Consider the following 13,078-nt stretch of genomic DNA (forward strand, 5'->3'; position numbering starts at 1 on the left):
GCCAAACCGCCGACGCCACATCTGCACCAACCAGCCGTGATGCTCACACAGTGCAGACTGACGAGCCTTGAAAACTAAACTCACTACTGTTTTTTAACACAGCATAAAATGGCGCACTGAAACTCCCGCCTGCACGGCAACACCCCAACTTCACGGCCAGCACACACCATGAATACACAGATTCTTTTATTGCGCGGCGTCATGCCCACCGGCAAGAACAAGGTCTTGATGGCACCACTACGCGCAGCCCTGGAAGCAGCGGGTCTGAAAGAGGTCCGGACTTATATACAAAGCGGCAATGTGATTGTGTCCACAGAGCTGGAACAGCCGGAGTTGGAGCAACTGGTTCACCACACTATCAAGAACAAGCTGGGCGGAGATATTCAGGTTATCGCCCGAACACCGACTTATTTCATGCGGGTGATGGCGAACAATCCTTTCAAGGACGAAAGCCCCAGCCAGCTATATTTCACCCTGCTGCGCTCCCCAGCAGATAGCGTCTTGCTGCATGCCTTCCACGCCCTGGAGCACGCACCGGATCAGGTCCGCGTCATTGATGACATCGCCTATATTGTGTGCGCAACCCGGTATCGAGACCTGAAAGCCAACAATAATTTCATCGAGAGAAAGCTCAAGGTCGTTGCGACGACACGCAACTTCAACACCATGAGCAAGCTGATCGCCTTGAGTACGGGTAATGAAATAGTGATGAACCCCTCAAGCTAAGGCCCGTCGAGCCAGCGCCGCAACGGCCAACTCTTTATTGGCTTCGGTGCGCAATCCATCCTCCAGAAACCAGGCAGCTGACAAGGCCGCATGCGCCATGACCCATCTGAGCAAGCGTTGACGCTCCAGCCCTGCAACCTCGATGACTACCGACAACTGCCGTGCAAAGCGCGCTGGATCGGTGCTCGTTTTAAGATCAGGGTTGCACAGCACATTTACATAGTCGTAATAGCGCTCACCAGTGACGCGCTTGGGATCTATTGCCAACCATCCACGCTGATCGAAATCGAGAATGTTGCTATGGTGCGCATCACCGTGCAGAACGACCTGATCACGCTGATCACGCAGCAGCTCATTGGCCACTAGTGCGCATTCAGCCATCAGACCGCCCTCTTGCTGCGCCATCGGTGCCAGCGATTCAAAAAAATCGCTCAGGGGGCGCAAATTGTCAGGTGGGGCCGAAGGTCGGTTTAAATGCAATTGCTCAAGGGCACGGCAGATACAGGTCGTCGCTGCATCATCTTCCCCTTCTAAAGCCATGCGCAATAAGTCCCTGGAGCCCGTTGCACGCTCCATCAGCAACGCTCCAGAGTCTGGGTCCAGCGCATATACATGCGCCGCGCCATCGCCAGCCCACCATTGCAGCACTTGGCCGCCGATGCGCTCATCAAGATCTCGTGTGATTTTGATCATCGCCGGCTGCCCCTCCAACTTCCCGGTCAGCCGCACGGGCATCAGATCGCTGGTCGCGGTGCTGAAAGGCTTGCCAGCGGCCTGAGCCCCCCAGCGTTGGAGAAAGACATTGAATAGGTTGAAGTTGGACATTGCGCTGGTTTTCGTGGAAATCTCTTTAGACAAAAGAAAGCCTGGCGTTCAATCATGCCCGACCGCTCATGATCGAAAGCGCCCAGCTTAACTGAGCTTGCCTTATTAATGTGAGTCCAAGTCCAGACACGCACCAGAACCCGGCGTTTCCCTCCCCCCTACTTCACGCCCCAGGACAAATATGTAACAGCCTGACCCTGGTGCTCTTGAAATTAGAAAAGTCGTCCCTATAATTAGCACTCGAAGGGGTTGAGTGCTAAAACGCCTCGCCCCCACAATCGGACCAACAACTAAAGTCATCTTTAAACAGGAGTTTCTCCATGGCACTGCGTCCTTTGAACGATCGTGTGATCGTCAAGCGTCTGGACAACGAACGCACCACCGCTTCCGGTATCGTTATCCCCGAGAGCGCGACTGAAAAGCCCGATCAAGGCGAAATCCTGGCCGTTGGCCCCGGTAAGAAAACCGAGGACGGCAAGGTTCTGGCGCTGGATCTGAAGGTCGGCGACAAAGTTCTGTTTGGCAAATACTCCGGCCAGGCCGTCAAGATCGACGGCGAAGAGCTGCTGGTGATCCGCGAAGAAGAAATCTTCGCCGTGATCGAATAAGTACCGCCAACGAAAATTCAATAGGATTCAAACCATGACCGCAAAACAAGTTTACTTCGGCGACGACGCACGTACCCGCATCGTGCGCGGCGTCAACGTTCTGGCCAACGCTGTTAAGACCACCATGGGCCCCAAAGGCCGTAACGTTGTTCTGGACCGCTCTTTCGGCGCTCCTACCGTTACTAAAGACGGTGTGTCCGTTGCCAAAGAAATCGAACTGAAAGACAAGTTCGAGAACATCGGTGCTCAACTGGTTAAAGAAGTTGCTTCCAAAACTTCCGACAACGCCGGTGACGGTACTACTACCGCTACTGTGCTGGCCCAAGCCATCGTTGAAGAAGGCCTGAAGTTTGTTGCCGCTGGCATCAACCCAATGGACCTGAAGCGCGGTATCGACAAGGCCGTTGGCGTTGTGGTTGACGAACTGCGTCAACTGTCCCGTCCTTGCACCACCAGCAAAGAAATTGCTCAGGTCGGTTCCATTTCCGCCAACAGCGACCACTCCATTGGTGAGATCATCGCCAATGCCATGGACAAAGTGGGCAAAGAAGGCGTGATTACCGTTGAAGACGGCAAATCCCTGGAAAACGAACTGGACGTGGTCGAAGGTATGCAGTTTGACCGCGGCTACCTGTCCCCTTACTTCATCAACAACGCTGACAAGCAAGTTGCTGTTCTGGACGATCCGTTTGTTCTGATTTTCGACAAGAAAATCTCCAACATCCGTGACCTGCTGCCCGTACTGGAGCAAGTTGCCAAGACCAGCCGTCCTTTGCTGATCGTTGCTGAAGACGTGGAAGGCGAAGCCCTGGCTACTCTGGTTGTGAACAACATCCGTGGCATTCTGAAGACTACCGCCGTTAAAGCTCCTGGCTTTGGCGATCGTCGCAAAGCCATGCTGGAAGACATCGCTATCCTGACTGGCGGTACCGTGATCTCCGAAGAAACCGGTATGTCCCTGGAAAAAGCGACTCTGGACGACCTGGGTCAGGCCAAGCGCATTGAAGTGGCCAAAGAAAACACCACGATCATCGACGGCGCCGGCAACGGCACCGACATCGAAGCTCGCGTGAAACAAATCCGCGTTCAGATCGACGAGTCCACTTCCGACTACGACCGTGAAAAACTGCAAGAGCGCGTGGCCAAGCTGGCTGGCGGTGTTGCCGTGATTCGCGTTGGCGCTGCCACCGAAGTCGAAATGAAAGAGAAGAAAGCCCGCGTTGAAGACGCCCTGCACGCTACTCGCGCAGCCGTCGAAGAAGGTATCGTTCCTGGCGGTGGCGTTGCACTGATTCGTGCCCGCGCAGCTGTTGCCCAACTGAAAGGCGACAACACCGACCAAGACGCCGGTATCAAGCTGATCCTGCGTGCTATCGAAGCTCCTTTGCGCACCATCGTTTCCAACGCCGGCGAAGAAGCCAGCGTGGTTGTTAACCAAGTGGCCAGCGGCACCGGCACCTACGGTTACAACGCTGCTACTGGCGAATACGGTGACCTGGTCGAGCAAGGCGTTCTGGACCCAACCAAGGTGACTCGCACTGCCCTGCAAAACGCAGCTTCGATCGCCAGCCTGTTGCTGACCACCGAAGTGGCCGTGACCGAAATCGTGGAAGACAAACCTGCTCCAGCCATGCCTGACATGGGTGGCATGGGCGGCATGGGTGGTATGGGCGGCTTCTAAGCCACTTATCAGCACCCCGATCCGGGCGGAAATTGATCACTTCTGCCCTGATCGCCACGCTTTTAGTACAAAAACCGGATGGATTTTTCTATCCGGTTTTTTTTCGCCCAAGCAAACCCCTATAATCAGGGCACTTCAATCTGCAGCGTCCCTCATGTCAGACTCTCCATTCAAAAGCAAAGGCGGTGTTGGCCGCCTGTTCAATGCCCTGCGCTACTCCAGCCAGGGCCTGGCCGCTGCCCTGCGCCATGAAGCTGCCTTTCGCCAGGAACTGGCGCTGGCTGTCATCCTGACGCCACTGGCATTCTGGCTGGGGCAAACCCCGGCGGAGATTCTGGTCCTGCTGGGCACACTGGTCTTTGTGCTGGTGGTGGAGCTGCTGAACTCGGCCCTGGAGGCCCTGGCCGACACGATTACCCTGGAGCACCACCCCTTGATCGGGCGGGCCAAGGATCTGGCCAGTGCTGCCGTGCTGCTGTCCCTTATTTTTGCTGGTGCCGTCTGGCTCAGCTTTTTGTATAGCCGTTTACTTTCCTGATTCCCATGACATTCATAGAAAAACTGAACCGTGCCTGGACGGACAACCAATCCATGCTGATGGTGGGTCTGGACCCAGACCCTGCCCGCCTGCCTTTGGAGCTGGCCAGCAAACCCGGCGCGATTTATGAGTTCTGCAAAGCGATTGTGGACGTCACCGCCGACTACACCTGTGGCATCAAGCCACAGATTGCCTACTTTGCCGCTCAGGGTGCCGAGGATCAGTTGCAAGACCTGTGCGACTACATTCGCAGCCGTTACCCTCACCTGCCCATCGTTCTGGATGCCAAGCGTGGGGACGTGGGTTCGACAGCCGAGCAGTACGCACGCGAAGCCTTTGAGCGCTATCGCGCAGATGCCGTCACCGTCAGCCCCTACATGGGCTTTGATTCGGTAGAGCCGTACCTGGAGCACAAGGACAAGGGCGTGATCGTGCTGTGCCGCACCTCCAACCCTGGTGGCTCGGACCTGCAATTCATGGAAATGGCCGACGGTACGCCGCTGTACCTGCACGTAGCCAGCCTGGTGGCAGAGAAATGGAATACGAACGGCCAATGTGCTTTGGTGGTGGGCGCAACCTTCCCCGAGGAAATTGGCAAGGTACGTGCCCGTATTGGCGATATGCCTTTGCTGGTGCCCGGCATTGGCGCACAAGGTGGCGATGTGGTCGCCACCGTTGCTGCTGGTATGGACTCGCAAGGTAACGGCATGATGATCAACTCTTCGCGTGCCATTCTGTACGCCAGCCGAGGCGATGACTGGCGTGATGCGGCACAAGCTGCAGCGATTGCTACGCGCAATGCGATTAATGATGCGCGCAACAAGCAGCGTTGATTGATGGCCCTCCCGGCTTGTCGAACAAGCCCGGGGATCGCGACAGCGACAGCGACAGCGACAGCGACAGCGACAGCGACAGCGACAGCGACAGCAATTAGTGTAGATACAAGAAAGCCCCACTCACTTGGATTCAATCCAAAGTGAGTGGGGCTTCTTATTTATTAAGCTATGACCGATAGGACCCGCTCAGGCTCAGTTGAGCCTTAAGCGTGGGAGCAGCTTCCCCCCCTACTGAGTCACGAGGCCTAGGCCAGGGTCTGACCGGTATTTCAGGTAGCAGGGGCGGTGTCAATCAGACACTACTTCTGCCACAAGTCCAAACGCTAAACTAGGCCTGCGCCTCGACGCTGACACTGGTTCAAATTCTGGTTTTGCTTTGGCTTTTGACCCTAGTCACGCCTGGTTCCGGTTGCGCCACTGCTTCAGCTCCGGGTTATCCGCTCCCAGCAAACTCTCCAGCGCCTGCTCGGTATGCTCGCCCAATTGTGGCGGAGCCATACGGTAGGACACCGGACTATCTGAAAAGCGCATGGGACTGGCCGTCATGCTGACCTTGCCAGCCTGGCTGTGGTCCAGCTCGATACGCATATTCCGGGCCCGAACCTGCGGGTGCGAGAACACACCATGTAGATCATTGATAGGCCCGGCTGGCACGCCAATCTTGTCCAGCGTTTCCAGCCAGTAAGCGCTAGGATGCTGTTGCATCGCGGCGCTCAGAATCTGCTCCAGCTCATCCCGGTGCTTGACCCGCTGACTGTTAATGTTGAAACGCGAATCCTCAACAATTTCCGGGTGCCCAATTGCTTCGCAATAAGCCGCGAACTGACGGTTATTGCCGATAGCCACAATGATGTGGCCATCTGCCGTCGGGAACACCTGATACGGCACCAGATTCTGGTGTGCATTACCGGCCCGCTTCGGTGCCTGCCCACTGACCAGATAGTTCATGTTCTGATTCGCCAGCATGGCTACCTGACAGTCCAGCAAGGCAATGTCAATATGCTGCCCCAAACCACTGCGTGAGCGTTCAAACAAGGCGGCCAGAATGCTGCTGGTGGCATACATGCCCGTCATCAAGTCCGCGACGGCAACCCCCGCTTTCTGAGGACCACCGCCGGGCTTGTCATCACGTTCGCCCGTCAGACTCATCATGCCGCCCATGGCCTGGATCATGAAGTCATAACCCGGACGCTCGGCATAAGGGCCTGTCTGACCAAAGCCGGTAATCGAGCAATAAATCAGGCGAGGGTTGATCTCTTTCAAGCTGGCGTAGTCCAGGCCGTATTTAGCCAGACCACCCACCTTGAAGTTCTCCACCAGAATGTCGCATTCCCGTGCCATGGCACGCACCACATCCGCCCCTTCCTGGCTGGCAATATCCAGGCTGATCGACTGCTTGTTACGGTTGGCCGACAAGTAATAGGCCGCTTCAGCCGTATCTTCCTTTTCAGGTGTCTGCAAAAAGGGCGGGCCCCAGGCGCGGGTATCGTCGCCGGTTTCGGGTCGCTCTATCTTGTAGACATTGGCCCCCAGGTCGGCCAGGTTCTGTGTGCACCATGGGCCAGCCAGAATGCGTGTCAGATCCAGAACCCGGATGCCATCCAAAGGGGCAGGACGCGTCGCCTGCGAGGCGTGCTGATCGCTCACGTTACAGTGCTCCATTCAAAAACAATTAGTCCAGCGTGATATTGGCTTGCTTGATCAGGCTGCCCAATTTCTCGTCTTCCTGACGCAGGAACTCGGCGTACTCGGCAGGGGTGGAGGAAATGATGTCCACGCCCTGACGACGGAAGGTTTCAACAAACTCGCTGTTCTCGCTGACGGTTTTCATGGCCTGGCTCAGGCGATCAATAATTTCAGTAGGCGTGCCGCTGCTGACGTGGAAACCAAACCAGGCTGTCACGTTATAGCCCTGATCCAGGCCCAGCTCTGCAAAGGTTGGAACCTCTGGCAACAAGGAGGAACGCTCCGGACCGGACACAGCCAGGGGACGTACAGTATTGGCGTTGATGTGCGTAATTGCGGTGCCCATGCTGTCGAACATGAAGGAGATGTGGCCACCCAGCAGATCAGTCATGGCAGGTGCGCTGCCACGGTAAGGAGCGTGGATGACGTCGATATTGGCCATCGTGGTAAAGGCGGCGGCCGACAGGTGCGAGGACGAGCCATTACCAAAGGAAGCGTAAGTCAGATCGTCGGGCTTGGCGCGAGCATGATTGATCAGCTCCTCGCCCGTATTGAATGGGCTTTGCTTGGCGTTCACCACCAGCACGTTCTGCCCTTCCGCCACCAGAGAAACAGCGGCCAGATCCTGCGCCGGATCGTAAGGCAGTTTCTTGTAGAGATGGTTGTTCACCACGGCCTGACCAACCGCGGCCAGCAAGACGGTATAGCCATCGGGAGCAGACTTCGCGACGAAGTCCGTGGCGATAATGCCGCTGGCGCCGGGCTTGTTTTCCACAATGATGATCTGGCCCAGATCCTTGGACAGTTGCTGCGCGACACCTCGGGCAATCACGTCAGTCACACCGCCCGGCGTAAAGGGCACAACCAGACGGATAGGCTTGTCCGGATACGCGGCTTGCGCGCCCAAGGAACAAAACAACAAACCCATTCCGGCCAGAAGAGGAGCCACTTTACGGGCTAGAATTTTTTTCATGAATCACTCCAAACTTATTTTGTCCGATAATCGAACTTGATTATTAAATTGCTAAGTCTTGTTTTTTTTACAATTTATCATCGATAATTCTTGCTAATCCCATCAAGTTCGCTAATCGAACAAAACTAGACCTTGCCACTTCCTGAGCCATGACAACAAATAAAGAAACAGGCCCCGCCACCAGCAGCTACAAAGGCGACCCGGATTACATGCAATCGTTAGCCCGTGGCCTGCAGGTGATTACGGCTTTTTCAGATAGAAGACGGCCATTGCGGGCCGCAGAAATTGCCCTGAAAACGGGTCTGGCACGGGCGGTGGTGCAGCGCTGCCTCTACACGCTGCAAGCCCTGGGCTATGCAGAGCAGGAAGGTCCATTCTGGAAGCTGCGTCCGGCGATTTTGCAGCTGGGCCATGCCTACTTTTCTTCGACCTCCATCGTCAGTCTGGCCCAGCCCATACTGGACGACCTGAGTGACCGCGTCGGTGAAACCTGTGCACTGGCCTTGCTGGATGGAGACGAAATTCTGTATCTGGCTCGCGCCCAACGACAGCGTGTACTGACTGTGTCTTTAGGCTTGGGTAGCCGCCTGCCTGCTCACTGCACCTCTATCGGGCGAATGATGCTGTCGCAGTTGCCGCAAAGCAGGCTGGATGCCTACCTGGAGCTGGCTCCCTTCAAGATCATGACGCAATACACCGCCCATACTCGCGAGGCTTTGCTGCGCGAATTAAAGCAGGTACAGGAAAAGGATTATTCCTTGATCAAGGAAGAACTGGAACTGGGTCTAACGGCCATTGGCGTACCCGTGCGCAGTGCCAGCGGGCGCGTCGTGGCCGGGATGAGCATCAGCATCAAGGACTGGCAGGATACGGAAGAGAAATTGATCCAGCGCTGCCTGCCCGAACTACGTTCGAGCGCCAGGCAGCTGGGTTTGATGTTGCCGGCCTGAGCAATCAGGCGGGATTGAGCATGGTCAGCGCACTGGCCAAGGCGTATTCCACGGCCAGCTGACGGATTTGGGCCCGGTCTCCATCAAAGATACGAGCAGAGGCGCGGGTCACAATGCCATCACCCCGGCGCTGTGCAAAACCGAAGCACACCAGGCCAACCGGCTTGCCCGCCGTGGCTCCATCCGGACCGGCAATGCCGGTCGTGGCAATAGCCAGTTCCGCATCTGCAGTGGCTTCCAGCGCACCCGCCGCCATTTCCATGGCGGTTTCCTCGCTGACCGCGCCAAAACGATCCAGGGTGTCCTGGTTCACGCCCAGTTCCTGAACCTTGGCCTTATTGCTGTAAGTGACCAGACCGCGCTCGAACCAGGCGCTGGAGCCGGGCAGGTCCGTCAGGGCAGCAGCCAGCAGGCCACCCGTACATGACTCGGCGCAGGCCACCATCCAGCCGCGATCTTTAAGGGCTCGCCCCAGGGCCAGGGCGGCATTGCCGTGCTCGTAATCGCTCATGAGAAAACTCCAAAACGTACCAAGACAGCCATCAGCAACAAGGTATAGCCTGCCGCCAGGAGATCGTCCCACATAACGCCAAAACCATTATGCAGACGACGATCAAAATAGCGGATTGGCGGTGGTTTGAGAATATCAAAGAAACGAAATAAAACGAATGCGATGCCCTGTGCCAGCCAGGTCTGCGGAATCAGCCACAGCACCAGCCAGAAGGCGACCATCTCATCCCAATTCATGCCGCTGTGATCGGACACGCCCAGGTCGTAGCCCGTGCGGTGGCAAGCCCAGCAGCCAATGAAAAAGGTGAGCGGCAAGAAAATGGCCATTTGCGTGTCGGTCAGCACATGCAGACCCAAGACCCACAAGACCCAGGCCAGCACCGTGCCCCAGGTACCCGGCCCCGGACGCAATACGCCGGTACCGCCGCCAAAGGCAATCAGGCGCCAAGGCTTTTTCACCACCCAATCCAGGGTAGGACGTTGAATGGGATTCAAGGAAGGATCAGGAAATGTGCTCATGACACAGACTCAGCCACCAAAATGATCGAAACCGCCCTGGGCAGGGGCAGGATGCAGACCCTGTTGATCACGCACGTACACCCCGCTACCAGCGTGCATGGAGCCAATACGGCTAAGCTGCACGCCTTCGCGCTGGGCCAGCGCCATGATGGACTCCCGTTGTTGGGGAGCCCCCGTAAAACACAATTGAAAAACGTCACCACCAACCAGAACCGCTTCGCGTTGCAGCTCGGCAGGCAAACCCTTTAAGGAAAGATCCAGCGGCAAGGCGTCCCAATCCAGATGGGCGGCACATTGGCTGGCTTTGGCGATATGACCCAGGTCTTGAACCAGGCCATCAGACACATCAATGGCAGCATGAGCCAAACCTGCCAGGGCATGGCCCAGGCGATAAGGCGGCCAGGGCTGTTCCAAGGCTGGGCGGCTGGCAGCCAGACGATCCGGGTCCGCGGCCAGTCGACCCTGCAGGAGGCGCAAGGCAATGTCTGCCGCCCCCAAGGTACCCGTCAACCAGATGTCGTCACCAGCTTGAGCCGCGCTGCGTTGCAAGGCCTGTCCCGCTGGGACTTCACCCAGCACCGTAATGCTGATGACCACCCCCTGCTTGCTGCGCGTGGTATCGCCACCGATCAAGGGGCATTGCGCCTGGTCGGCCAGTTCAAACAAACCTTTGGAGAATGCGGCCAGCCACTCGGGCCGGACTTCGGGCATGGACAAAGCCAGAAGGCAGGCTCGTGGCTTGGCCCCCATGGCGCCCAGGTCCGACAGGTTCACGGCCAGCGCCTTGTGCCCCAAGAGAAAGGGGTCCACATCGGGAAAGAAATGTTGCCCTTCGATCAATAGATCCACGCTGCTGGCCAGTTGCCAGCCGGGTGTTGGAGTAAAAAGGGCGCAGTCGTCGCCCACTCCCAAATAGCCTTCGGGAGCGGGACGATTGAAATACTGCTGGATAAGACCGAACTCGTTCAGCACGGCACGCCCCGTTTTAGCGGCGGGCCTGCTTGGCAACTTCAGGTGCGCGTACGTCGGCGGCCAGTTTGTCCAGCACGCCGTTCACGAATTTGAAACCGTCGGTACCGCCAAAGGACTTGGCCAGTTCAACGGCTTCGTTAATGGCTACGCGGTAAGGCACTTCAACGTGATGCACCAGTTCGTAGCTGCCAATCAGCAAGATGCCGTGTTCGATGGGAGAGAGCTCTTCCAAAGGACGATCCACATACGGCAAAAAGCGTTCGCGCAGCACAGGGGCTTCGCGCATGACGCCGAACAGCAAGGTTTTGAACCAGGCTGCGTCGGCTTCGCCAAACTCCTCGTCGCCCCGGATATGGGCGTCGATGGAGGTGGCTTCCTGCAGGCCATCAGCACCTCGCAACAGCCAGGAGTAGATGCCCTGCAGGGCAAATTCGCGCGAGCGGCGGCGCGCGGATCGTCCGTTGGCCTTGCTGGCCGGGACTTTATTTGTCGTCGTCAAGATCTTCGTCCTCGTAATCTTCGTCCTCATCGTCGTCCAGCTCGGGTTCGAGGACGGCGATAAGATTGCCCAGCTCGACCGCTGTACGGGCGCAATCGCGACCTTTTTCAGCAGCGCGAATCTCGGCTTGTTCATCTGTGTTGGTGGTCAGTACACCGTTGGCAACAGGAATACCGGTTGCCAGGGAGACTTGAGTAATGGCCGAAGCGCTTTCATTGCTGACCACTTCAAAGTGGTAGGTGTCACCGCGGATAACAGCACCCAGAGCGATCAGGGCATCAAATTCGCCGGTTTCAGCCATCTGGCCCAGGGTGATGCCCAGTTCCAGCGCGCCGGGGACGGACAGAACGGTCACGTCGCGCTCGTCTACACCCAAAGCTTCCAGCTCTTTCAAGCAGGCTTCCAACTCGGTCAGACCGATGGATTCATTAAAACGCGCACGCACAATACCAATGTGCAGACCTTCCCCATTCAGGTCAGGGGTAACAATGTAAGGATTCATGTTGGAAGCTCCGCTTAGGATTGAGAGTCTGGTTCGCTATGGTAACCCGTCACGGTCAATGCAAACCCGGCCATGCTTGGCATTTTACGTGGTCGCGACATCAAACGGGCTTTACCAACATTGAGGTCACGCAAAATTTGTGCACCAATTCCGTAGGTGCGCAGATCGTTGCGGCTAGGGCGACCGCGTGGCGCCTGGGCCGGGCTGTCTGCAGCCCAAGCCTGAATCTGCTCGAAACTCTCTTCTTCGGAGCTCTGGCAGTTCATCAGCAAGACAACACCGCTGTCGGATTTGGCCACGGTACGCAACGCAGTGGGCAGGGTCCAACTGTGGCCCACATCCCCCTCGATCAGAACATCCAGCACGGTAGTCGGTTCATGTACACGCACCAGGGTTTCCACTTCCGGGCTGATTTCACCGTGCACCAGTGCCAGATGCAAGCCACCGGAAGACAGATCGCGGTAAGCGTGGCATTCAAATTCGCCATAAGGAGTCTTGACGGACTTCTTGTGCAAACGCTCGATCATGGACTCGTGTTCGCTGCGGTACTGGATCAGGTCCGCAATGGTGCCAACCTTGATGCCGTGTTCGCGGGCGAACACCAACAAATCGGGCAAGCGCGCCATGGTGCCATCAGGATTGAGCACTTCACAAATGACAGCAGCCGGGGTCAAGCCTGCCATCGCCGTCAAATCGCAGCCCGCTTCGGTGTGACCGGCACGCACCAGCACACCACCTTTGGCCGCCTTCAAGGGAAAAATGTGGCCAGGCTGCACCAGATCAATCGGACGTGCATCACGGGCCACGGCCGCTTGCACAGTACGGGCGCGGTCAGCAGCGGAAATGCCGGTCTCCACGCCCTCAGCCGCTTCAATCGACACCGTGAAGTTGGTGCCAAAGCGGGTACCGTTGCGGGTGGCCATCAAAGGCAGGTCCAGCTGACGGCAGCGCTCTTCGGTCAGCGTCAGGCAAACCAGACCGCGGCCATGCGTCACCATGAAGTTGATCGCCTCGGCATTTACGAATTCGGCGGCCATGACCAGATCGCCTTCGTTTTCGCGGTCCTCTTCGTCAACCAGAATAACCATGCGACCGGCGCGCAGCTCTTCAACAATCTCTGGAACGGGAGCGATTGGACTGGCGCCCAGTTGACCAGCGTCGGACTGAATTTCTTGATTCATCGTGCTCTTTGCTCAGACAGATAATAATTAAGGCCATTTTACGACACCCAAGGCCCGGCGGGCAGCTTCATT

Annotated in this window: 15 protein-coding genes; 6 read left to right on the top strand and 9 right to left on the bottom strand. The window is 57.0% G+C overall.

Features of this window, described 5'->3' with window-relative positions; genetic code table 11:
• The first annotated feature begins 168 nt into the window (after positions 1-168).
• On the top strand, positions 169-726 hold the full coding sequence (locus OSH04_RS13975) for a DUF1697 domain-containing protein (RefSeq protein ID WP_266108709.1): 558 nt from the start codon (positions 169-171) through the stop codon (positions 724-726).
• Here OSH04_RS13975 and OSH04_RS13980 read toward each other — a convergent pair.
• Complete coding sequence (locus tag OSH04_RS13980; protein WP_266108710.1) at positions 718-1,551, bottom strand: aminoglycoside phosphotransferase family protein; 834 nt, start codon at positions 1,549-1,551, stop codon at positions 718-720. The genes OSH04_RS13975 and OSH04_RS13980 overlap by 9 nt on opposite strands.
• A 320-nt stretch (positions 1,552-1,871) precedes the next feature.
• Between OSH04_RS13980 and OSH04_RS13985 the strand changes: the two genes are divergently transcribed.
• The 4 genes from OSH04_RS13985 to pyrF all read left to right on the top strand — a co-directional run bounded on the left by OSH04_RS13985 (position 1,872) and on the right by pyrF (position 5,211).
• Positions 1,872-2,159 carry a co-chaperone GroES gene (locus OSH04_RS13985; protein ID WP_009454802.1) on the top strand — a complete coding sequence of 96 codons (288 nt, stop codon included), beginning with the start codon at positions 1,872-1,874 and terminating at the stop codon, positions 2,157-2,159.
• Positions 2,160-2,193: 34 nt separating this feature from the next.
• A complete protein-coding gene (gene groL, locus OSH04_RS13990) occupies positions 2,194-3,840 on the top strand; it encodes a chaperonin GroEL (protein ID WP_026485468.1) in 1,647 nt (548 codons plus the stop codon).
• A 154-nt stretch (positions 3,841-3,994) separates the two neighbouring features.
• Complete coding sequence (locus OSH04_RS13995) at positions 3,995-4,378, top strand: diacylglycerol kinase (RefSeq protein ID WP_009454798.1); 384 nt, start codon at positions 3,995-3,997, stop codon at positions 4,376-4,378.
• A gap of 5 nt (positions 4,379-4,383) precedes the next feature.
• Positions 4,384-5,211 carry an orotidine-5'-phosphate decarboxylase gene (gene pyrF / locus OSH04_RS14000; RefSeq protein ID WP_026485466.1) on the top strand — a complete coding sequence of 276 codons (828 nt, stop codon included), beginning with the start codon at positions 4,384-4,386 and terminating at the stop codon, positions 5,209-5,211.
• A 396-nt stretch (positions 5,212-5,607) separates the two neighbouring features.
• Here pyrF and OSH04_RS14005 read toward each other — a convergent pair whose 3' ends face one another.
• Positions 5,608-6,861, bottom strand: coding sequence for a CaiB/BaiF CoA transferase family protein (locus OSH04_RS14005; RefSeq protein ID WP_258866241.1), 1,254 nt, complete (start codon positions 6,859-6,861; stop codon positions 5,608-5,610).
• A gap of 25 nt (positions 6,862-6,886) precedes the next feature.
• On the bottom strand, positions 6,887-7,873 hold the full coding sequence (locus tag OSH04_RS14010) for a Bug family tripartite tricarboxylate transporter substrate binding protein (protein WP_115634356.1): 987 nt from the start codon (positions 7,871-7,873) through the stop codon (positions 6,887-6,889).
• A 149-nt stretch (positions 7,874-8,022) separates the two neighbouring features.
• Between OSH04_RS14010 and OSH04_RS14015 the strand changes: the two genes are divergently transcribed.
• Positions 8,023-8,823: an IclR family transcriptional regulator domain-containing protein gene (locus tag OSH04_RS14015; RefSeq protein ID WP_022983221.1), complete on the top strand. Its 801-nt coding sequence runs from the start codon at positions 8,023-8,025 to the stop codon at positions 8,821-8,823.
• Positions 8,824-8,827: 4 nt separating this feature from the next.
• On the opposite strand, the gene OSH04_RS14020 is transcribed toward OSH04_RS14015, so the two are convergent.
• Genes OSH04_RS14020 through ribBA form a run of 6 tightly spaced genes read right to left on the bottom strand, consistent with a single transcriptional unit; the run spans position 8,828 to position 13,006 of the window.
• Positions 8,828-9,334, bottom strand: a complete 507-nt coding sequence (locus OSH04_RS14020) for a CinA family protein (protein WP_266108712.1) — start codon at positions 9,332-9,334, stop codon at positions 8,828-8,830.
• Positions 9,331-9,852 carry a phosphatidylglycerophosphatase A family protein gene (locus OSH04_RS14025; RefSeq protein ID WP_009454786.1) on the bottom strand — a complete coding sequence of 174 codons (522 nt, stop codon included), beginning with the start codon at positions 9,850-9,852 and terminating at the stop codon, positions 9,331-9,333. Before OSH04_RS14025 ends, OSH04_RS14020 begins: the two co-directional genes overlap by 4 nt.
• Positions 9,853-9,861: 9 nt before the next feature.
• Complete coding sequence (gene thiL, locus OSH04_RS14030) at positions 9,862-10,824, bottom strand: thiamine-phosphate kinase (RefSeq protein ID WP_266108713.1); 963 nt, start codon at positions 10,822-10,824, stop codon at positions 9,862-9,864.
• A gap of 13 nt (positions 10,825-10,837) precedes the next feature.
• Positions 10,838-11,353 carry a transcription antitermination factor NusB gene (gene nusB / locus OSH04_RS14035; protein ID WP_042488795.1) on the bottom strand — a complete coding sequence of 172 codons (516 nt, stop codon included), beginning with the start codon at positions 11,351-11,353 and terminating at the stop codon, positions 10,838-10,840.
• Complete coding sequence (gene ribH / locus OSH04_RS14040; RefSeq protein WP_009454781.1) at positions 11,307-11,825, bottom strand: 6,7-dimethyl-8-ribityllumazine synthase; 519 nt, start codon at positions 11,823-11,825, stop codon at positions 11,307-11,309. Before ribH ends, nusB begins: the two co-directional genes overlap by 47 nt.
• Positions 11,826-11,839: 14 nt before the next feature.
• Positions 11,840-13,006: a bifunctional 3,4-dihydroxy-2-butanone-4-phosphate synthase/GTP cyclohydrolase II gene (ribBA, locus tag OSH04_RS14045; protein WP_009454780.1), complete on the bottom strand. Its 1,167-nt coding sequence runs from the start codon at positions 13,004-13,006 to the stop codon at positions 11,840-11,842.
• Positions 13,007-13,078: the final 72 nt, after the last annotated feature.

The organism is Alcaligenes nematophilus (assembly GCF_026344155.1).
Classification (GTDB): domain Bacteria; phylum Pseudomonadota; class Gammaproteobacteria; order Burkholderiales; family Burkholderiaceae_B; genus Alcaligenes; species Alcaligenes phenolicus.